Genomic DNA, 19,898 nt, shown 5'->3' on the forward strand with positions numbered 1-19,898 from the left:
GCGGTCAGGAATATTTCCATTCAGGAAGAAAAGAAGTGCCTGATTGGGTATAATCAGGGTAAATCTTATTTTATTTCAAAAGATTAATATTTGCTTTCTGTTTTTCCTTGACGGTATCGGGAAAGTTGATTATAGTTACAGCTTCCTTAGGAGTAATGGCTGAGAGGCTGAAGGCACTTCCCTGCTAAGGAAGCATGTGGGGTCAACCTGCATCGAGGGTTCGAATCCCTCTTACTCCGCCAAGATGAGAAGACGCTGTGTTTTACAGCGTCTTTTTTTACGCGCCTTGTTGCGGAAGTGCCGATACGCGGTGTTGCCTGCCGTGCGCCGCCTGGATTTGCAATGTGCCCGCCCGTGCAAAATCCGATTTGACTGACCTGAAGGGCAGGTTTCGGAAGAGCGGGGAATTTTGAGAAACAAAAAACTGCACGGCATAATCTTTCCCGGTTTTCATTTTCCGTATTCGCTTATCCGTACCGCAAATGCTATACTGGGAAAAATTTACCGATTGTGTTTTACGGCATATTTGCCGATAGGATGGAAGAGACAAATGAGCAGAATCCGGCAGGCTTTTGCCGCTTTAAACGGTGAAAAGGCATTGATTCCTTATATTACGGTTGGAGACCCGGATATTGGGGTGACTTTGGCAATAATGCACAGTATGGTTGCAAACGGTGCGGATATTTTAGAGTTGGGCGTACCGTTTTCCGATCCGATGGCGGACGGGCCGGTTATTCAGCGTGCGGCGGAACGGGCGTTGGCAAACGGTGTTTCTCTGCGCGATGTCTTGGATGTTGTCAGAAGGTTTCGTGAAACCGATACTCAAACGCCGGTTGTTTTGATGGGGTATTTGAATCCCATACATAAGATGGGTTATCGGGAGTTTGCACAAGAGGCCGCAAAGGCGGGTGTGGACGGGGTGTTGACGGTGGATTCCCCTGTCGAAACCATCGATCCGCTCTATCGCGAGCTGAAGGATAACGGGGTTGACTGTATTTTCCTGATTGCACCTACAACGACTGAACGGCGTATTAAGACCATTGCACAATTTGCAGGTGGTTTCGTCTATTATGTATCGCTCAAAGGGGTAACGGGTGCGGCAAGTTTGGATACGGATGAAGTTTCGAGTAGAATAGAGTATTTGCGTCAGTATATTGATATTCCCATCGGTGTCGGTTTCGGTATCAGCAATGCGGAAAGTGCACGCAAAATCGGTCGGGTTGCCGACGCAGTTATTGTTGGCAGCCGGATTGTGAAAGAAATCGAAAACAATACAGGCAACGAGGCTGCCGCCGTCGGTGCTTTGATAAAAGAGTTGAAGGATGCCGTGCGCTGACGGCGGTTCCTCATCCTGAATATTTTAGGAGTTGTCCATGAGCTGGTTAGATAAAATCCTGCCACCCAAAATCAAGAATCGCGGAAAAGACGGTTCTTCCAATGTTCCCGAGGGTCTATGGCACAAATGCCCGTCTTGTTCGGCAACTGTTTATTCTACCGAGTTGCAGCAGAACAATCAGGTTTGTCCGAAATGCAATCACCACAATCCGTTATCGGCGCGCCAGCGTTTGAACCTGCTTTTGGATGAGGAAGGCAGGGAGGAAGTTGCGGGTAATGTCAAACCGACCGATCCTTTGAAATTTAAAGACAGTAAAAAATATCCCGACCGTTTGGGGGCGGCACGCAAGCTGACAGGGGAAGATGATGCTTTGGTGGTGATGAAAGGCAAGATGAACGGTTTGCCCGTCGTCGTTGCCGCGTTTGAATTCCGCTTTATCGGCGGTTCGATGGGTTCGGTTGTGGGCGAGCGTTTCGTACAGGGCGTCCGCCGTGCGGTTGCCGATAATTGTCCGTTTGTCTGCGTGGCGGCTTCCGGCGGCGCGCGTATGCAGGAGGGTGTGAACTCATTGATGCAGATGACGAAAACCAGTGCCGCGCTGCACTTATTGACGGAAAAACGCCTGCCGTTTATATCGGTATTGACCGATCCGACCATGGGCGGCGTATCCGCCAGCTTTGCTTTCTTGGGCGATGTCGTATTGGCTGAACCCAATGCCCTAATCGGTTTTGCGGGACCGCGCGTTATTGAACAGACTGTACGGGAAACCTTGCCGGAAGGCTTCCAGCGTGCCGAGTTTTTACTGGAAAAAGGCGCAATCGACCAGATTGTCGACCGGCGTGAGATGAAGCAGCGAATCAGCAGTTTGATTACGTTGTTGCTCCGTCAGGACAAAGTTGCCGCCGCATGATGCCTGATAATGCGAATGCCGTCTGAAACCAATGTTTCAGACGGCATTTTTGTGTCTGGTTATTTGTCGTGCGGCTTCATCGACGGGGCATAGCGTCCGGCACGTTCTTTTAGGCGTTGTACCAAACCTTGTGTGTCGGCGGGTACGCCGCCCTCGCAGAATGCCTGATACAGGACGGTGCGCAGTGCATCGTTGCGGCTTAATGTACCGCCTATCGGTTTCCATTCGGCGTTTCGGGGCTGTATCCAACGGCGGTTGACCGTATCGCCGTATCCGAATACTTTGTAGGAGGAAAGTTTGTCGTTGCCGAAACGGATGGATGAGCGGGCGCAGAATATGCCTTCGGCAGTCAGGTTGTCGTAGCCTTTGTCGGAGCGGATATTGAGAATGTAGCGGATGCTGCCGTCGGGTGCGGGCATAATTTGCAGGCTGTCGAGCAGGATTTTCGGCTGTTTGCCGTAATTTTCATCCACATAAATGTCGAACCAGCCGTCCGAGTGCGTATCGGGCAGCGGCGGCAGTTTGGCGGTATGTTCTTTAAATTCGCGGGCGGCGGCTTCTTCGGGCGTTTCGCGGTAGCGGGTGTTGATCGGCGTGTCTTTTTGGCTGAAGCCGGCAGCGAGGGACGTGCCGGCGGCGAGTGCGAGCAGCAGGAGGGCGGTGCGGCGCATAAGTTTCTCCAAATTGAAAACGGCGTTATTTTATGGGTTGGCAAAGGGGGCTGCAAGCAACTGGGGTATAATCTCCCCCCGATTCCCATTTTTTAAACGGTACAAACGATGAACAGCGAAACTTTAGACGTAACCGGATTGAAATGTCCCCTGCCGATTTTGCGGGCGAAAAAGGCTTTGGCGCAAATGCAGCAGGGCGACGTGTTGACCGTTCTGGCAACCGACGGCGGCGCGCCCGGGGATTTTGAGGCGTTCTGCCGCCAAACCGGTCATGTGCTGCTGGATGCTTCGGAGCAGGACGGCGTGTTCACGCTGGTCGTCAAGCACAAATAAATGCCGTCTGAAATGCGGATAATCCGCCCGATTATGTTGTTTGTAACTTTTATTTTTGCTGCATGCAGTGCCAAAAATCAACCTTCCGACGAGGATCGACAAAGCTTTGCGCGCATTGCCGTCGATTTGTTCCGGAATGCCTGCGTATCGACGCAGGGCGGTTTTGAACCGGTTTCCAAGTTTGCCGATGCCGGTCGTTTTACCCTTGTGGGCAAGGATGAAACGTTACACATGGGACCAGAGGTTGCAGAGCCCGATGCACGGGCATTGTGGATGCTTGAACAGGATGGCGGTGTCTATTATCTGAGCCTGAGTGACAACAGTTGCAGCGTTAAAGCCAAATATGCTGACGCTGCCGCACTTTTGGAACGTTTCTCAGGGCTTGTCCGACATCCGCCGCAAAATAAAAATTTGGAATTAAGGGCAGAACAGTCGGTGCAGACACCGTTTGAAACCAGGCAAATCAGCTATGCCTGGCGGGAATCGGGTAGCTCCGAAGAAACCGTATTGACCGCACAAACCGCCGATTCCCCGGATTTACCCGTACAGGCAGTTTTGAACCTAACGCACCGTTCCCATAATGGGAAATCCCTAATTCTTCCCTAACTTCAGACGGCATAAAGTCGGCATGCCGTCTGAACATTCAAATAAAACAAAGGAAAACCATGCAAACCCTGACCATTATCCGACCCGACGATATGCACCTGCACCTGCGCGACGGCGACGCGCTCAAAGCCGTTGTGCCTTATACCGCCCGCCAAATGGGGCGCGCCGTCATCATGCCCAACCTTAAACCTCCCATCGTCAGCGTTGCCGACGCGCTTGCCTACAAAGCGCGCATTATGGCGGCGTTGCCCGAAGGCAGCGCGTTTGAGCCGCTGATGACGCTTTACCTGACCGACCAAGCAACGCCCGAACTTGTACGTGAAGCCAAAGCCGCCGGCATCGTCGCTTTCAAACTCTATCCCGCCGGCGCGACGACCAATTCCGATTCCGGCGTAACCGACCTGTTCAAACTCATCCCCGTTTTGGAAGAAATGGCAAAACAGGACATCCTGTTCCTCGTTCACGGCGAAGTAACCGACCCCGAAATCGATATTTTCGATCGCGAAGCCGCCTTTATCGAGCGCGTGATGAAACCCGTTTTGGCGCGAGTGCCGAATCTTAAAGTCGTGTTCGAACACATCACCACCGCCGAAGCCGCCCGCCTTGTTTTGGAAGCGGGCGACAACGTAGCCGCCACCGTTACCCCGCAACACCTCTTGCTCAACCGCAACGATCTCTTGGTCGGCGGCGTGCGCCCCCATCATTTCTGCCTGCCCGTACTCAAACGCGAAACCCACCGTCAGGCATTGGTCGCCGCCGTTACCGGCGAGAAGGCGCACAAATTCTTCCTCGGCACAGATTCCGCGCCGCACGCCAAATCCGCCAAAGAAAATGCCTGCGGCTGCGCCGGTATGTTCAGCGCGATGACCGCCATCGAGCTTTACGCCGAAGTATTTGAAAAAGCAGGCGCGTTGGACAAACTCGAAGCCTTTGCCTCGAAAAACGGCGCAAGGTTCTACGGCATTCCCGAAAACACCGACACGATTACCCTTGTCAAACAAAGCCAAACCGTCCCCGCAAGCGTTCCTTACGGCGACGGCGAACTTGTCCCGATGCGCGCGGGCGGCGAAATCGGCTGGACTGTACAGTATTGATGGGGCTGGAAACAAAATGCCGTCTGAAAGGTTTTTCAGACGGCATTTGTGTTGCTGACTGCTTGATACGTCAACGGCGTTTTTTCGGTTATTTCCGATAAATTCCCACAATTTTCAAATTTCGCCATTCCCACGAAGGCAGGAATCCGGAAATTCGATGCGACCAGAATTTATCAAAAATGGCAGAAACTCAAAAAACCGGATTCCCGCCTGCGCGGGAATGACGAGATTGAAGTTTCAGAATTTATTTGAAATACCCAAAATTCAAAAAACCAAATTCCCACCTGCGTGGGAATGACGAAACAAAGAAAGCAGAAATAAGGACATAGAACTTTCTTTAAATTTGTGATGCATCAACGGCGTTTGGGCTCGTCGGGGCGGATTTGGGCAGCGAGTTTGTCGAGGATGCCGTTGACAAATTTGTGCCCGTCCGTACCGCCGAAGGTTTTGGTAACTTCGATGGCTTCGTTGATAATGACGGGGTAGGGCGTTTCGGGCATGGCGGAAAGCTCGTGGCAGGCGGTCAGCAGGACGGCGCGTTCGATGGGGTTGAGGTCTTTTTCGTCCCTGTCGAGCAGCGGGCGGATTTTTTGGATGTACTCTGCCGCATTGGTTTGCGTGCCGAAGAAAAGTTTGTTGAACAATTCTTCGTCTGCCTTGGCAAAGTCGGGCATTTCGCGGATGTTTTTAGCAATCTCGGGTGCGGCGGTTCGGTTGATAAGGGATTGGTAAACGGCTTGTACGGCAAGCTCGCGGGAACGGCGGCGGGCTGTTTTCATGATTTTTCCTTGAAACGGTTGGGCGGCACGGTATGCCGTCTGAAACGGAAAGGGCGTATTGGTGTACGCCCTGTTTGTTATTCTTCGTCTTCAAACTGTTCTTCGAGCAGCAGGTTGACGAGGTTGGCGCATTCTACGGCGACTTTGGCGGCATCCGAGGCTTTTTCTTCAATCCGTTCGATTGCCTGTGCGTCGTTTTCCGTGGTCAGGACGGCATTGGCAATCGGGATGTTGTAGTCGAGTGTGACGCGGCTGACGCCTGCTCCGGATTCGTTGGAAACCAGCTCGAAATGGTAGGTTTCGCCACGGATGACGACGCCGATGGCAATCAGTGCGTCAAATTTTTCGGAAGAGGCAAAGTTCATCAGCGCGATGGGGATTTCAAGTGCGCCGGGTACGGTGGCGACGGTAATGTTTTCGTCTGCCACGCCCAATTCTTGGAGGGTGCGGCAGCAGACTTTGAGCATTTCGCTGCCGATTTCGTTGGTGAAACGTGCCTGTACGATGCCGATGCGGAGGTGTTTGCCGTCGAGGTTGGGGGCGATGGTGTTCATTGGGTGTCCTTTGGTATTCGGAGGTTTCGGAATGCCGTCTGAAGGGTCAGTCCTTAGGTTGCCAGTCGGCAACGGTTTGGAATGTGCCGTCTTCGGCAAGCTCCCATGCGCTGCCTTCGGGTTGGGAAAGCAGTGCGGCGGTTTCGGGGTTGGTTTTGGTGATGTCGGCGAGGCTGACGATGCTGAAGTTGTCGGGGTCGTCGGTGTATTCGTCGGTCTCGTCGCCGCTGAAGAAACGCCAGCCGCTGTCGTTTTCAAAAACGGGGGCTTCGCGGTAGAGGAAGCCGACGGGCTGGTTTTGTTTGGCGATGGTGTTGGTGGCGATGCAGCGGTCGAGTGCCGAGGAAAGTGCTTGTGCAAATGCGTTCATTGCGGGAATACGTTGGGAGAAAACTTACGGATTTTACCACGATTCTTGCGTTGTCGGCAGACGGCGGCGGTTTGGTGGTACAATGTGCGCCGTTTGCAGCCTTAAGGTGTTTCTGTATTTTTGGAGTATGGAAACGCATTCGGGCTGTTTTTTGCGGAAGACGGTAATGAAAGACGATGTTTTGAAACAGCAGGCACACGCGGCGATACAGAAGAAACTGGGCTACTCGTTCCGCGATATTTCGCTTTTGCGGCAGGCTTTGACGCACAGGAGCCATCATGCGAAGCACAACGAGCGGTTTGAGTTTGTCGGCGATTCGATTTTGAATTATACGGTGGCGCGGATGCTGTTTGATGCGTTTCCGAAGTTGACCGAGGGCGAGTTGTCGCGGTTGAGGGCAAGTCTGGTCAATGAGGGCGTGCTGGCGGAAATGGCGGCGGAAATGAATGTCGGCGACGGCCTGTACTTGGGGGCGGGCGAGTTGAAAAGCGGCGGCTTCAGACGGCCTTCGATACTGGCGGACGCGATGGAGGCGATGTTTGCCGCCGTCAGCTTCGATGCCGATTTCAACACGGCGGAAAAGGTGGTGCGCCATTTGTTTGCCGATCGCGTCCGGCGTGCCGATTTCCAAAATCAGGCAAAAGACGGCAAAACTGCTTTGCAGGAGGCGTTGCAGGCGCGCCGCTTTGCTTTGCCGAAATACCGTATCGAAGAGCAAATCGGCCATGCCAACGACAGTATGTTTGTGGTTTCCTGCGATTTGGGCGAACTGGGTTTCGTGTGCCGTGCCAAAGGGACGAGCCGCAAGGCGGCGGAACAGGAGGCGGCGAAAGAGGCTTTGAAATGGCTGGAAGAGAAGCTGCCGCTGAAGAAGAAAAAGAAATGAGGCGGCGCGTGAATATGCCGTCTGAAATATGGATATGAAAGCGAATATGGATATTGAAACCTTCCTTGCAGGGGAACGCGCCGCCGACGGATACCGTTGCGGCTTCGTGGCGATTGTCGGCCGTCCGAACGTGGGCAAATCAACGCTGATGAATCATCTGATCGGTCAGAAAATCAGCATCACCAGCAAAAAGGCGCAGACGACGCGCAACCGCGTAACGGGGATTTATACCGACGATACCGCGCAGTTTGTGTTTGTCGATACGCCTGGTTTTCAAACCGACCACCGCAACGCGCTCAACGACAGGCTGAATCAAAATGTTACCGAGGCACTCGGAGGCGTGGATGTGGTGGTTTTCGTCGTGGAGGCGATGCGCTTTACCGATGCCGACCGCGTCGTGTTGAAACAACTGCCCAAGCACACGCCTGTGGTTTTGGTGGTCAACAAAATCGATAAGGACAAGGCGAAAGACCGTTACGCGCTGGAGGCGTTTGTTGCCCAAGTGCGCGCCGAATTTGAATTTGCGGCGGCGGAGGCGGTCAGTGCGAAACACGGATTGCGGATTGCCAACCTGTTGGAGCTGATTAAGCCGTATCTGCCCGAAAGCGTGCCGATGTATCCCGAAGACATGGTTACGGACAAATCGGCGCGTTTTTTGGCGATGGAAATCGTGCGTGAAAAACTCTTCCGCTATTTGGGCGAGGAATTGCCTTATGCGATGAACGTCGAAGTGGAGCAGTTTGAAGAGGAAGACGGTTTGAACCGCATCTATATCGCGGTTTTGGTCGATAAGGAAAGCCAAAAGGCGATTTTAATCGGCAAAGGCGGGGAGCGTTTGAAGAAAATTTCCACCGAAGCGCGGTTGGATATGGAAAAACTGTTTGATACCAAAGTGTTTTTGAAAGTCTGGGTCAAAGTCAAATCCGGTTGGGCGGACGACATCCGCTTCCTGCGCGAGCTGGGTTTGTAAACCCTTAAAGGACAATCTGATTCCCCTACGGCTTCAAATCCTGTCGGGATCGATGCAAAAATGCCGTCTGAACGTGTTTCAGACGGCATTTTGTTTGATGGAGATGTTTCGGCGGCGGTTTGCCCGTATGTTGTCATTTGGCGGTCTTTCTGTCGGGTTATATCCGATTTTACAAGAATATTCTGCGAGATTTTAAGTCTTTTAGAGTTGCATAACCATCAAAAGCCAGTTAGCATGAACAGGCTATTGGCATAATTTAATTTATTGAAGAGGAGTAACAATATGAAAAAATCAGTATTGGCAGTTTGTTTGGCTGCCTTGCCTGTGGCTGCCGTTGCCGACGTAACGCTGTATGGTCAGGTTAAAAGCGGTATTACGGCAGGGCAGGTCAAGATTAAAGGTACGCAAGGCACGGAAAAAAGTGCGACTTCCGTATCGATTCACGACAACGGTTCACGTATCGGCTTTAAGGGCAGCGAGAATCTCGGCGACGGCTTGAAGGCTGTTTGGCAGATCGAACAGAAAACCGCCATCAGCGGGGAGAGTCAGAAATTTGCCACCCGTGATTCGTTTATCGGTTTGGAGGGCGGATTCGGTAAGTTTCGTGCCGGACATTTAAGCAGTGTGTTGAATGAGATGGATACCATCGACACATGGCTGTATAAAAACAATGCGGTAGGTTTGGGGATATTTACCCGTACCGGCGAGCGCAAGGTCGCCGTCCGTTACGACAGCCCGTCGTTTAGCGGTTTCAAGGTAACGGCCAGCTATTCGCCGCGCGATAATTTTGATGCCGAAGACAAATACAAACATGAAAAACCGTCTAAAGAGCGTTATACCGTCGGAGCGAGCTATTCAAATGCCGGTTTTACGACCAATGTCGCTTACGGACACTATAAGGGCGCGTACAGTCAAAACGGAGCATCCAAACCGGCTCAGATTGCCAAGGTTGAAAGCTATTACAACGGCAACAATCTGTTTGTCGGAGCGGGTGTGCAGTATGCCAAGGGATTTGAAACCGCCAATAAATACTTGAGCTATTTTACGGATGGGTTCAATACCTATAAAGGTACGGACATCACTAAGGATACGGAAAAGAATGAAGCCGTAAAAGTGGTCGATGCTGCGGTAACTTTAGGTTACAAAATGGGTAACGTTGTTCCGCGCGTTTCTTATGCACATGGCTGGGCGGCAAAAGGTGTGGGCACGGGTGCGACTTATGTCGACAAGTTTGACCAGATTGTCGTGGGCGGTGATTACAATTTCAGCAAACGCACCGGTTTGCGCGCGCAAGTTGCCCATTTGCGTGTCGGCGGAAATACACGCTTTGCTGACAATCAAAAAGGTAAGGTCGAACGGACTGCCGCAACTCTGGGTATGATTCACAAATTTTGATTTCTTCTGAAATTATTGCTTTAAATGCCGTCTGAACTTGGTTTCAGACGGCATTTTTTAATAAAAAATAATTTATATTATATCCATATATAAGTATAATGACACTTATTATCAACTTATAAGTGAAGTAGAGATGCGTAAACTGAATTATTTCAGCATTGCCTTGCTGCCGTTGATGCTGGCAGCCTGTGGCGGCAATTTCGGCGTGCAGCCTGTTGCCAAACCAACGCCGACCGCGCAAACCCCGTCAGATTCCAAACCGTCCGATTCTGCGGACGTTCCTACTCCGCCTCCTGCCAAACCTTCTATAGAAACCACGCCGGTCAACCGGCCCGCCGTCGGTGCGGCAATGCGGTTGTTGAGGCGGAATATCGCAACTTCTGATAAGGATGGCAATGATTTTCCAAATAGCAAACAAGCAGAAGAGAAGCTGTCGTTTAAAGAAGGTGATGTTCTGTTTTTATACGGTTCCAAAAAAGATCAACGTCAGCAGCTTGAAGATCAAATTCATCAACGAAATCCTACGGTAAACATTATCACATCGGAAAAGGAAAATAAAAAATATGGTTATAAATTTGTGGATGCCGGTTATGTATATACTAAAAACGGAAAAGATGAAATTGAGTGGACTTCAAATCACAAGCAGTTTTCTAATCGTTTTGGCTACGATGGTTTTGTATATTATTCCGGAGAACATCCTTCCCAATCTTTACCGAGCGCGGGAACGGTGCAATATTCCGGCAACTGGCAATATATGACCGATGCCATACGTCATCGAACAGGAAAAGCAGGAGATCCTAGCGAAGATTTGGGTTATCTCACTTATTACGGTCAAAATGTCGGAGCGACTTCTTATGCTGCGACTGCCGATGACCGAGAAAGGCATCCTGCCGAATATACGGTTGATTTCGATAAGAAAACTTTGACGGGTCAATTAATTAAAAATCAGTATGTGCAAAATAAAAATAATCCAAATGAACCTAAAAAACCGCTGACCATTTACAACATTACCGCAACATTGGACGGCAACCGCTTTACCGGCAGTGCCAGTGTCAATCCTGATTTAGCGACAAACCATGCCAATAAGGAGCATTTGTTTTTCCATGCTAATGCCGATCAGCGGCTTGAGGGCGGTTTTTTCGGCGATAAGGGGGAAGAGCTTGCCGGACGGTTTATCAGCAACGATAACAGCGTATTCGGCGTATTTGCAGGCAAACAAAAAACAGACGCATCAGGCACAAATCCTGCCCTGCCGTCTGAAAAACACACCAAGATCTTGGATTCTCTAAAAATTTCCGTTGACGAGGCGACTGATAAAAATGCCCGCCAGTTTGCGGTTTCCACTATGCCCGATTTGGGTCATCCCGACAAACTCCTTGTCGAAGGGCGTGAAATTCCTTTGGTAAACCAAGAACAAATCATCGATCTTGCCGACGGCAGGAAAATGACCGTCCGTGCTTGTTGCGATTTTCTGACGTATGTGAAACTCGGACGGATAAAAACCGAACGTCCGGCAAGTAAACCAAAGGCGGAAGATAAAGGGGAGGATGAAGAGGATACAGGCGTTGATAACGGCGAAGAAGGCGAAGACGAAATCGGCGATGAAGAAGGAGGTGCGGAAGACGAAGCCGCAGAAGACGAAGCCGTAGAAGACGAAGGCGGCGAAGAAGACGAAGGTGAAGAAGCTGAAGAACCCGAAGAAGAATCGCCGGAAGAAGGCGGCAGCGGTTCAGACGGCATCCTGCCCGTCCCTGAAGCACCTAAAGGCAGGGACATCGACCTTTTCCTGAAAGGTATCCGCACGGCAGAAGCCGACATTCCAAAAACCGGAACGGCGCATTATACCGGCACTTGGGAAGCGCGTATCAGCAAACCCATTCAATGGGACAATCAGGCGGATAAAAAAGCGGCAAATGCAAAATTTACCGTTGATTTCAGCGGGAAATCGATTTCCGGAACGCTGACGGAGAAAAACGGTGTAGAACCTGCTTTCTATATTGAAAAAGGTGTGATTGATGGCAACGGTTTCCACGCGACAGCGCGCACTCGGGATAACGGCATCAATCTTTCGGGAAATGGTTCGACCAACCCTCAAAGTTTCAAAGCCGACAATCTTCTTGTAACAGGCGGCTTTTACGGCCCGCAGGCGGCGGAATTGGGCGGTACTATTTTCAATAATGATGGGAAATCTCTTGACATAACTGAAGATACTGAAAATGAAGCTGAAGCTGATGTTGGCGAACAGTTAAAACCTGAAGTTAAACCCCAATTCGGCGTGGTATTCGGTGCGAAGAAAGATATGCAGGAGGTGGAAAAATGAATAAGAAACACGGTTTTCAGCTTACCCTGACCGCCTTGGCCATTGCAGCCGCTTTCCCATCATATGCGGCAAACCCCGAAACGGCGGCATCTGATGCGGCGCAAAGTCAATCATTGAAGGAGATTACCGTCCGTGCCGCCAAAGTGGGACGGCGATCGAAAGAGGCGACCGGTTTGGGCAAAATCGTCAAAACGTCGGAAACGTTGAACAAAGAACAGGTACTCGGTATCCGCGACCTGACGCGCTACGATCCGGGCGTGGCGGTTGTCGAACAGGGCAACGGCGCGAGCGGCGGCTACTCGATACGCGGCGTGGATAAAAACCGTGTGGCGGTTTCGGTTGACGGTGTTGCCCAAATACAGGCGTTTACCGTGCAGGGATCGTTGAGTGGATACGGCGGACGCGGCGGCAGCGGTGCAATCAACGAAATCGAATATGAAAACATCAGCACGGTGGAAATCGACAAAGGTGCCGGTTCGTCCGATCACGGCAGCGGCGCACTCGGCGGCGCGGTCGCCTTCCGCACCAAAGAAGCGGCAGACCTGATTTCAGACGGCAAAAGTTGGGGAATACAGGCAAAAACTGCCTACGGCAGTAAAAACCGCCAATTTATGAAGTCGCTCGGCGCGGGTTTCAGTAAAGACGGTTGGGAAGGGCTGTTAATCCGAACCGAACGTCAAGGGCGGGAAACGCGCCCGCACGGCGATATTGCGGACGGGGTGGCATACGGCATAAACCGTTTGGACGCGTTCCGCCAGACACACGATATTCAAAGCAAAGATAAAACAGGGCAATTTTTCTCAGTAGAGGGCGAGAGTGAATCCAAGCCCGTGGCAAAATTGGCGGGCTATGGGAAATATTTGAACAACCAGCTCAACCGCTGGGTAAAAGAACGTATTGAACAAAATCAGCCTTTAAGTGCTGAAGAAGAAGCGATGGTGCGGGAGGCGCAGGCGCGCCACGAAAACCTGTCCGCCCAAGCTTACACGGGCGGCGGCAGGATATTGCCCGATCCGATGGATTACCGCAGCGGCTCTTGGCTTGCCAAGCTGGGCTACCGCTTCGGCGGCAGGCATTATGTCGGCGGTGTGTTTGAGGATACCAAACAGCGTTACGACATCCGCGATATGACGGAAAAACAGTATTACAGTACGGACGAGGCGAAAAAGTTTAGCGACAAGAGCGGGGTGTACGACGGCAACGATTTCCGCGACGGCTTGTATTTTGTGCCGAATATAGAAGAGTGGGACAAAAACAAAGAAAAATGGGTCAAGGGCATAGGTTTGAAATATTCCCGCACCAAATTTATTGACGAACATCACCGCCGCCGCCGTATGGGTTTGCTGTACCGTTATGAAAACGAAGCGTATTCTGACAACTGGGCGGATAAGGCGGTGTTGTCGTTTGACAAACAGGGCGTGGCAACCGACAACAACACGCTGAAGCTGAATTGCGCCGTGTATCCTGCCGTGGACAAATCCTGCCGCGCGTCGGCAGACAAACCGTATTCCTACGACAGCAGCGACCGTTTCCACTACCGCGAACAGCACAATGTTTTGAATGCCTCGTTTGAGAAATCGCTGAAAAATAAATGGACGAAACACCATCTGACTTTGGGCTTCGGTTACGATGCTTCCAACGCGATTTCCCGCCCCGAACAGCTTTCCCACAATGCGGCAAGGATTTCGGAATCCACGGGATTCGATGAAAAGAATCAAGATAAGTACCGTTTGGGTAAGCCCGAAGTCGTCGAAGGGTCGGTCTGCGGCTACATCGAAACCCTGCGTTCCCGCAAATGCGTGCCAAGAAAAATCAACGGCAGCAATATCCACATTTCTTTGAACGACCGTTTTTCAATCGGCAAATATTTCGATTTCAGCTTGGGCGGCAGGTACGACCGGCAAAACTTTACCACGTCGGAAGAACTCGTCCGCAGCGGGCGGTATGTTGACCGTTCGTGGAACAGCGGCATCGTGTTCAAACCGAACCGGCATTTTTCCGTGTCTTACCGTGCCTCCAGCGGCTTCAGAACGCCTTCATTCCAAGAGCTTTTCGGTATAGACATTTATCACGATTATCCGAAAGGCTGGCAGCGTCCCGCCCTGAAATCGGAAAAGGCAGCCAACCGCGAAATCGGTTTGCAGTGGAAGGGCGATTTCGGCTTTTTGGAAATCAGCAGCTTCCGCAACCGCTATACCGATATGATTGCCGTTGCCGATCAAAAAACCAAATTGCCGGATTCAACAGGACGATTGACAGAGATTGATATACGCGATTATTACAATGCCCAAAATATGTCGCTCCAAGGCATTAATATATTGGGAAAAATCGACTGGAACGGCGTGTACGGCAAACTGCCCGAAGGTTTGTACACCACATTGGCGTACAACCGCATCAAACCGAAATCGGTATCCAACCGGCCGGACTTGTCCCTCCGCAGCTATGCTTTGGATGCGGTACAGCCGTCGCGTTATATTTTGGGGTTCGGATACGACCAGCCCGAGGGGAAATGGGGCGCAAACATTATGCTGACCTATTCCAAAGGGAAAAACCCTGATGAGCTTGCTTATCTGGCAGGCGATCAAAAACGATATTCGGCAGGAAGGGTTACGTCTTCTTGGAAAACAGCAGATGTTTCCGCTTATCTGAATCTGAAAAAACGGCTGACCTTGAGGGCGGCTATCTACAATATCGGCAACTACCGCTACGTTACTTGGGAATCCTTGCGCCAGACTGCGGAAAGCACGGCAAACCGACGCAGCGAAGACAGCAACTATGGAAGGTATGCCGCACCGGGCAGGAACTTCAGCCTCGCGCTCGAAATGAAGTTTTAAAGGAAATGCCGTCTGAAAGCTTGATCTGCACCCCAAAAGTCGGACTAAACCGCCAACTGATTAAGGTGCAGGTTTTTTTGATTCAATATAAACAAGATTTCCGCCGTCATTCCCGCGCAGGCGGGAATCTAGGTCTGTCGGTGCGGAAACTTATCAGGTAAAACGGTTTCTTGAGATTTTGCGTCCTGGATTCCCACTTTCGTGGGAATGACGTGGTGCAGGTTTCCGTATGGATGGATTCGTCATTCCCGCGAAGGCGGGAATCCAGACATTCAATGCTAAGGCAATTTCTCGGGAATGACTGAAACTCAAAAAACTAGATTCCCACTTTCGTGGGAATGACGCGATTAGAGTTTCAAAATTTATTCTAAATAGCTGAAACTCAACGCACTGGATTCCCGCCTGCGCGGGAATGACGAAGTGGAAGTTACCCGAAACTTAAAACAAGCGAGACCGAACGAACCGGATTCCCGCTTGCGCGGGAATGAAGAATTTCAGGTTGCTGTTTTGGTTTTCTGTTTTTGTGAAAATAACGGGATTTTAGCTTGTGGGTATTTACCGGAAAAAACAGAAACCGCTCCGCCGTCATTCCCGCGCAGGCGGGAATCTAGACATTCAATGCTAAGGCAATTTATCGGGAATGACTGAAACTCAAAAAACTGGATTCCCACTTTCGCGGGAATGACGAATTTCAGGTTGCTGTTTTGGTTTTCTGTTTTTGTGAAAATAACAGGATTTTAGCTTGTGGGTATTTACCGGAAAAAACAGAAACCGCTCCGCCGTCATTCCCGCGCAGGCGGGAATCTAGACATTCAATGCTAAGGCAATTTATCGGAAATGACTGAAACTCAAAAAACTGGATTCCCACTTTCGTGGGAATGACGGGATGCAGGTTTCCGTATGGATGGATTCGTCATTCCCGCGCAGGCGGGAATCTAGACATTCAATGCTAAGGCAATTTATCGGAAATGACTGAAACTCAAGAAACTGGATTCCCACTTTCGTGGGAATGACGTGGTGCAGGTTTCCGTACGGATGGATTCGTCATTCCCGCGCAGGCGGGAATCTAGACATTCAATGCTAAGGCAATTTATCGGAAATGACTGAAACTCAAAAAACTGGATTCCCACTTTCGTGGGAATGACGGGATGCAGGTTTCCGTATGGATGGATTCGTCATTCCCGCGCAGGCGGGAATCTAGACATTCAATGCTAAGGCAATTTATCGGAAATGACTGAAACTCAAAAAACTGGATTCCCACTTTCGTGGGAATGACGGGATGCAGGTTTCCGTATGGATGGATTCGTCATTCCCGCGAAGGCGGGAATCTAGACATTCAATGCTAAGGCAATTTATCGGGAATGACTGAAACTCAAAAAACTGGATTCCCACTTTCGTGGGAATGACGCGATTAGAGTTTCAAAATTTATTCTAAATAGCTGAAGCTCAACGCACTGGATTCCCGTCTGCGCGGGAATGACGAAGTGGAAGTTACCCGAAACTTAAAACAAGCGAAACCGAATGAACCGGATTCCCGCCTGCGCGGGAATGACGAAGTGGAAGTTACCCGAAACTTAAAACAAGCGAAACCGAACGAACCGGATTCCCGCTTGCGCGGGAATGACGGGATTAAGTTTTCAAAATTCATCAGAAATTACTGATTTAATAGCATAAATTTTTTAGATTATAGTGGATTAACAAAAATCAGGATAAGGCGACGAAGCCGCAGACAGTACAAATAGTACGGAACCGATTCACTTGGTGCTTCAGCACCTTAGAGAATCGTTCTCTTTGAGCTAAGGCGAGGCAACGCCGTACTGGTTTTTGTTAATCCACTATAAGTCATTCCGGCGGCAATTTTTGTTGCTTTAACGGGATAGGTGGTTGGCGGTTGCGATAAAGGCGGCAACTTTGGCGGGGTCTTTTTTGCCTTTAGACGCTTCTACGCCGCCGGATACGTCGACAGATTCAGCTCCGGTGATGCGGATGGCTTCGCCGACGTTTTCAGGGGTTAGCCCGCCGGCAAGCACCCACGGTTTGCCCGAATATTCCGCCAGCAGCGTCCAGTTGAAGCAGTGTCCGGTGCCGCCGTATTCCGAAGAATGGTAGGCATCGAACAGCAGTGCCTGAGCGTCGGGGAAGCGGTGGGTGGCGTTTCGGATGTCTGATGCCGTCTGAACACGAATGGCTTTAATATAGGGGCGGTCGAACTGACGGCAGAATGCGTCGTCTTCGTCGCCGTGGAATTGGATGATGTGTATCGGCACTTCGGCAAGGATGCGGCGGATGTTTTGCGCGCTTTCGTTGACGAAAAGGGCGACAATGCTGACAAACGGCGGCAGTGCGGCGGTGATTTTTTTGGCGCGGGCAATATCGACGACCCGGCTGCTGCCTTGGAAAAAGACCAGCCCGACGGCATCTGCACCTGCCGCTGCGGCGGCTGCTGCGTCTTCCGGTGTGGTGATGCCGCAGATTTTGGTGCGGATTTTCCTCATTCGGTATTCCTTTATTTGGGAAACGGCGCGTTTGTGCCGTTTCAGACGGCATTCCCGATCAGTCGATTTTGATGTATTCGACAGAAAGGATTTCAATTTCCTCACGGCCTTCCGGCGTGTTTAAAACCACTTCGTCGCCTTCGCGTGCTTTAATCAGACAACGAGCCAGCGGCGAAATCCAAGAAATTTTGTTTTGCGCGGTATCGATTTCATCGATGCCGACGATTTTGACGGTTTGCTCGCGTCCGTCGCCGCGCAACAGACCGACCGTCGCGCCGAAAAATACTTGGTCGGTCGCTTCGCGCAATTCGGGATCGACGACGACGGCGGACTCCAAACGCTTGGTCAGGAAACGGATGCGGCGGTCGATTTCGCGCATACGGCGTTTGCCGTAAAGATAGTCGCCGTTTTCGCTGCGGTCGCCGTTGCCTGCCGCCCAATTGACGATTTGGACGATTTCGGGGCGTTCTTTGTTGACCAGTTGATAAAGCTCGTCTTTCAATGCCTGCCATCCGGCGGGCGTAATGTAGTTTTTGGTTTCGGTACTCATATTGTGTGCGGATGAAACGGGAAATGTGATGCCGATATGGGAAATGCCGTCTGAAAACCCGGCGTTCGGATTTCAGACGGCATCGCGGTTTGGGAAGCCTTATTCTTCGTCGCCCGCATCGCTGATGCTGATGCTGTGTTCCATCCTACTCGGGTGGATTTTCAGGCCGCCGCAGCCGGATTTCTCGGCAGACAGGCGGTCGAGGTAGGCATCATCGATGTCGCCGGTCTGATAAATGCCGTTGAAACAGGACGAATCGAAGGATTCGATTTTCGGGTTGAGTGCTTTGACGACGGCTTCCAAATCGCTCAAATTTTGGAACACGATGCCGTCTGCGCCGATTTCGGCGGCGATTTCCGCCGCGCTGCGCCCATTGGCAATCAACTCTTCGCGCGTAGGCATATCGATGCCGTATACGTTGGGATAGCGCACTTCGGGCGCGGCGGAGGCGATATAGACTTTGCGCGCGCCAGCCGCGCGTACCATTTCGACGATTTCGCGGCTGGTCGTCCCGCGCACGATGGAGTCGTCCACCAGCAACACGCTTTTGCCTGCAAACTCGGTTTCCATCGGGCTGAGTTTTTGGCGCACGGATTTTTTGCGCGTCGCCTGGCCGGGCATAATAAAGGTGCGTCCGATATAGCGGTTTTTAATCAAGCCCTCGCGGTAGGGTTTGTCGAGGTGGACGGCAAGTTCCATCGCGCTGGGGCGGCTGGTGTCGGGAATGGGCATCACGACATCGATGTCGTCCACGGGCAGCTCGCGTTTGATTTTTTCCGCCAAGGACACGCCCATATCCAAGCGCGATTGGTAAACCGATACGCCGTCGATTACGGAGTCGGGGCGGGCAAAATAAACATATTCAAAAAGGCAGGGGCTGAGTTTGGCCTTATCGCTGCATTGTCGGGCGATGATTGTGCCGTCAAAGCCGACAAATACCGCTTCGCCCGGCCGGATGTCGCGTTCCAAATCGTAGGCAAGCGCGTTGAAGGCGACGGATTCGGAGGCGACGGCATAGGATTTCCTGCCTTCGTTGTCGGTTTGCGAACCCAATACCAGCGGGCGGATGCCGTAAGGGTCGCGGAAGGCAAGCATACCGTAGCCCGCAATCATGGCAACCACGCCGTATGCGCCGCGCACCAGGCGGTGGACTTCGGCAACGGCGTTGAAAATATTGTCGGCATTGAGCCGGTGCGGGTCGGCGTTTTTAGAGACTTCGCGGCGCAATTCGTGCGCGAATACGTTGAGCAAAACTTCGGAATCGGAGCTGGTGTTGACGTGGCGCAGGTGTTTGTTGCACACGTTTTCATACAGTTCGGCAGTGTTGGTGAGGTTGCCGTTGTGCGCCAAAACGATGCCGAAAGGCGAGCTGACGTAGAAAGGCTGTGCCTCCGCGCTGCTGCCCGCGTTGCCCGCAGTAGGATAACGGACGTGGGCGATACCGGCGTTGCCGACCAAATCGCGCATATTGCGTGTACGGAACACTTCGCGCACCATGCCTTTGCCTTTGTGCATATGGAAGGTGCCGCCTTCCGCCGTTACAATGCCCGCCGCATCCTGTCCCCTGTGCTGCAACATCTGCAAGCCGTCGTACAGAAGCTGGTTCACGGGTTCATGACTGACCAAACCTAATACGCCGCACATATCGTCTTCTCCGATTCGAGGTTTAAGGGTAAAACGGAATTATAAAGCAAACGGCGGTTTTTTGCCTGAATTGTTGACAATATTTGAGTGAAGGACAGATAGGTGGGTTTATGGAGGATAAGATTTAATCTGTGATATGGCTGAGGAAAGG

General features: G+C 51.5%; 18 protein-coding genes and 1 tRNA gene. 12 read left to right on the top strand and 7 right to left on the bottom strand.

Annotated features, from left to right (window positions below; genetic code table 11):
* Positions 1-149 precede the first annotated feature (149 nt).
* From RDY34_RS06560 to accD, 3 genes are all read left to right on the top strand, one after another.
* Positions 150-242, top strand: a tRNA-Ser gene (locus RDY34_RS06560).
* 308 nt (positions 243-550) lie between these two features.
* Entirely contained in the window at positions 551-1,336 is a 786-nt protein-coding gene (gene trpA / locus RDY34_RS06565; protein WP_308074740.1) for a tryptophan synthase subunit alpha, read from the top strand.
* Between the two features lie 37 nt (positions 1,337-1,373).
* Entirely contained in the window at positions 1,374-2,246 is an 873-nt protein-coding gene (accD, locus tag RDY34_RS06570; RefSeq protein WP_308020549.1) for an acetyl-CoA carboxylase, carboxyltransferase subunit beta, read from the top strand.
* A gap of 59 nt (positions 2,247-2,305) precedes the next feature.
* Here accD and RDY34_RS06575 read toward each other — a convergent pair whose 3' ends face one another.
* Entirely contained in the window at positions 2,306-2,917 is a 612-nt protein-coding gene (locus RDY34_RS06575; RefSeq protein ID WP_304666781.1) for a CNP1-like family protein, read from the bottom strand.
* 108 nt (positions 2,918-3,025) lie between these two features.
* Between RDY34_RS06575 and RDY34_RS06580 the strand changes: the two genes are divergently transcribed.
* From RDY34_RS06580 to pyrC, 3 genes are read left to right on the top strand one after another with little or no spacing between them, the layout of a single operon-like run.
* Positions 3,026-3,250: a sulfurtransferase TusA family protein gene (locus RDY34_RS06580; RefSeq protein WP_002219598.1), complete on the top strand. Its 225-nt coding sequence runs from the start codon at positions 3,026-3,028 to the stop codon at positions 3,248-3,250.
* Positions 3,251-3,856: an NMCC_0638 family (lipo)protein gene (locus tag RDY34_RS06585; protein ID WP_308075278.1), complete on the top strand. Its 606-nt coding sequence runs from the start codon at positions 3,251-3,253 to the stop codon at positions 3,854-3,856.
* A gap of 59 nt (positions 3,857-3,915) precedes the next feature.
* Positions 3,916-4,950: a dihydroorotase gene (gene pyrC / locus RDY34_RS06590; RefSeq protein WP_308184497.1), complete on the top strand. Its 1,035-nt coding sequence runs from the start codon at positions 3,916-3,918 to the stop codon at positions 4,948-4,950.
* A 353-nt stretch (positions 4,951-5,303) separates the two neighbouring features.
* Here the strand turns inward: pyrC and nusB are convergent, their stop codons facing one another.
* From nusB to RDY34_RS06605, 3 genes are all read right to left on the bottom strand, one after another.
* On the bottom strand, positions 5,304-5,729 hold the full coding sequence (gene nusB / locus RDY34_RS06595; RefSeq protein ID WP_118779092.1) for a transcription antitermination factor NusB: 426 nt from the start codon (positions 5,727-5,729) through the stop codon (positions 5,304-5,306).
* 77 nt (positions 5,730-5,806) lie between these two features.
* A complete protein-coding gene (gene ribH, locus RDY34_RS06600; RefSeq protein WP_304678144.1) occupies positions 5,807-6,283 on the bottom strand; it encodes a 6,7-dimethyl-8-ribityllumazine synthase in 477 nt (158 codons plus the stop codon).
* A 46-nt stretch (positions 6,284-6,329) separates the two neighbouring features.
* Positions 6,330-6,653 (bottom strand): DUF2185 domain-containing protein, encoded by a 324-nt coding sequence (locus RDY34_RS06605; RefSeq protein ID WP_308184498.1) that lies wholly within the window; start codon positions 6,651-6,653, stop codon positions 6,330-6,332.
* Positions 6,654-6,819: 166 nt separating this feature from the next.
* Between RDY34_RS06605 and rnc the strand changes: the two genes are divergently transcribed.
* The 6 genes from rnc to RDY34_RS06635 all read left to right on the top strand — a co-directional run bounded on the left by rnc (position 6,820) and on the right by RDY34_RS06635 (position 15,219).
* Positions 6,820-7,539, top strand: coding sequence for a ribonuclease III (gene rnc, locus RDY34_RS06610; RefSeq protein WP_308184499.1), 720 nt, complete (start codon positions 6,820-6,822; stop codon positions 7,537-7,539).
* 46 nt (positions 7,540-7,585) lie between these two features.
* A complete protein-coding gene (gene era / locus RDY34_RS06615) occupies positions 7,586-8,509 on the top strand; it encodes a GTPase Era (RefSeq protein ID WP_029609263.1) in 924 nt (307 codons plus the stop codon).
* A gap of 282 nt (positions 8,510-8,791) precedes the next feature.
* Positions 8,792-9,904: a porin gene (locus tag RDY34_RS06620; protein ID WP_308184500.1), complete on the top strand. Its 1,113-nt coding sequence runs from the start codon at positions 8,792-8,794 to the stop codon at positions 9,902-9,904.
* Between the two features lie 133 nt (positions 9,905-10,037).
* Positions 10,038-12,224 carry a transferrin-binding protein-like solute binding protein gene (locus RDY34_RS06625; protein WP_308184501.1) on the top strand — a complete coding sequence of 729 codons (2,187 nt, stop codon included), beginning with the start codon at positions 10,038-10,040 and terminating at the stop codon, positions 12,222-12,224.
* The gene (gene lbpA / locus RDY34_RS06630; protein ID WP_308184502.1) at positions 12,221-15,058 is read left to right on the top strand and encodes a lactoferrin/transferrin-binding protein LbpA; all 2,838 of its coding nucleotides are present in this window, start codon (positions 12,221-12,223) and stop codon (positions 15,056-15,058) included. Before RDY34_RS06625 ends, lbpA begins: the two co-directional genes overlap by 4 nt.
* A gap of 5 nt (positions 15,059-15,063) precedes the next feature.
* Complete coding sequence (locus tag RDY34_RS06635) at positions 15,064-15,219, top strand: hypothetical protein (RefSeq protein WP_308184503.1); 156 nt, start codon at positions 15,064-15,066, stop codon at positions 15,217-15,219.
* Positions 15,220-16,926: 1,707 nt separating this feature from the next.
* Here the strand turns inward: RDY34_RS06635 and RDY34_RS06640 are convergent.
* The 3 genes from RDY34_RS06640 to purF form a co-directional block, all read right to left on the bottom strand.
* The gene (locus RDY34_RS06640; RefSeq protein WP_308184504.1) at positions 16,927-17,553 is read right to left on the bottom strand and encodes a phosphoribosylanthranilate isomerase; all 627 of its coding nucleotides are present in this window, start codon (positions 17,551-17,553) and stop codon (positions 16,927-16,929) included.
* A 58-nt stretch (positions 17,554-17,611) separates the two neighbouring features.
* Positions 17,612-18,103: a transcription elongation factor GreB gene (gene greB / locus RDY34_RS06645; RefSeq protein WP_002214159.1), complete on the bottom strand. Its 492-nt coding sequence runs from the start codon at positions 18,101-18,103 to the stop codon at positions 17,612-17,614.
* A 99-nt stretch (positions 18,104-18,202) separates the two neighbouring features.
* On the bottom strand, positions 18,203-19,747 hold the full coding sequence (gene purF, locus RDY34_RS06650) for an amidophosphoribosyltransferase (RefSeq protein ID WP_308073418.1): 1,545 nt from the start codon (positions 19,745-19,747) through the stop codon (positions 18,203-18,205).
* Between the last annotated feature and the right edge of the window lie 151 nt (positions 19,748-19,898).

The organism is Neisseria polysaccharea (assembly GCF_963392925.1).
Taxonomy (GTDB): domain Bacteria; phylum Pseudomonadota; class Gammaproteobacteria; order Burkholderiales; family Neisseriaceae; genus Neisseria; species Neisseria polysaccharea.

What these genes read in the sequence shown, in the direction of transcription:
- RDY34_RS06580 (WP_002219598.1), top strand. Translation starts at nt 3,026, where the DNA reads ATGAACAGCGAAACTTTAGACGTAACCGGATTGAAATGTCCCCTGCCG.
- lbpA (WP_308184502.1), top strand. Translation starts at nt 12,221, where the DNA reads ATGAATAAGAAACACGGTTTTCAGCTTACCCTGACCGCCTTGGCCATT.
- RDY34_RS06625 (WP_308184501.1), top strand. Translation starts at nt 10,038, where the DNA reads ATGCGTAAACTGAATTATTTCAGCATTGCCTTGCTGCCGTTGATGCTG.
- purF (WP_308073418.1), bottom strand. Translation starts at nt 19,747, where the DNA reads ATGTGCGGCGTATTAGGTTTGGTCAGTCATGAACCCGTGAACCAGCTT.
- greB (WP_002214159.1), bottom strand. Translation starts at nt 18,103, where the DNA reads ATGAGTACCGAAACCAAAAACTACATTACGCCCGCCGGATGGCAGGCA.
- RDY34_RS06635 (WP_308184503.1), top strand. Translation starts at nt 15,064, where the DNA reads ATGCCGTCTGAAAGCTTGATCTGCACCCCAAAAGTCGGACTAAACCGC.
- ribH (WP_304678144.1), bottom strand. Translation starts at nt 6,283, where the DNA reads ATGAACACCATCGCCCCCAACCTCGACGGCAAACACCTCCGCATCGGC.
- rnc (WP_308184499.1), top strand. Translation starts at nt 6,820, where the DNA reads ATGAAAGACGATGTTTTGAAACAGCAGGCACACGCGGCGATACAGAAG.
- RDY34_RS06605 (WP_308184498.1), bottom strand. Translation starts at nt 6,653, where the DNA reads ATGAACGCATTTGCACAAGCACTTTCCTCGGCACTCGACCGCTGCATC.
- era (WP_029609263.1), top strand. Translation starts at nt 7,586, where the DNA reads ATGGATATTGAAACCTTCCTTGCAGGGGAACGCGCCGCCGACGGATAC.
- RDY34_RS06640 (WP_308184504.1), bottom strand. Translation starts at nt 17,553, where the DNA reads ATGAGGAAAATCCGCACCAAAATCTGCGGCATCACCACACCGGAAGAC.
- accD (WP_308020549.1), top strand. Translation starts at nt 1,374, where the DNA reads ATGAGCTGGTTAGATAAAATCCTGCCACCCAAAATCAAGAATCGCGGA.
- pyrC (WP_308184497.1), top strand. Translation starts at nt 3,916, where the DNA reads ATGCAAACCCTGACCATTATCCGACCCGACGATATGCACCTGCACCTG.
- RDY34_RS06575 (WP_304666781.1), bottom strand. Translation starts at nt 2,917, where the DNA reads ATGCGCCGCACCGCCCTCCTGCTGCTCGCACTCGCCGCCGGCACGTCC.
- RDY34_RS06585 (WP_308075278.1), top strand. Translation starts at nt 3,251, where the DNA reads ATGCCGTCTGAAATGCGGATAATCCGCCCGATTATGTTGTTTGTAACT.
- trpA (WP_308074740.1), top strand. Translation starts at nt 551, where the DNA reads ATGAGCAGAATCCGGCAGGCTTTTGCCGCTTTAAACGGTGAAAAGGCA.
- RDY34_RS06620 (WP_308184500.1), top strand. Translation starts at nt 8,792, where the DNA reads ATGAAAAAATCAGTATTGGCAGTTTGTTTGGCTGCCTTGCCTGTGGCT.
- nusB (WP_118779092.1), bottom strand. Translation starts at nt 5,729, where the DNA reads ATGAAAACAGCCCGCCGCCGTTCCCGCGAGCTTGCCGTACAAGCCGTT.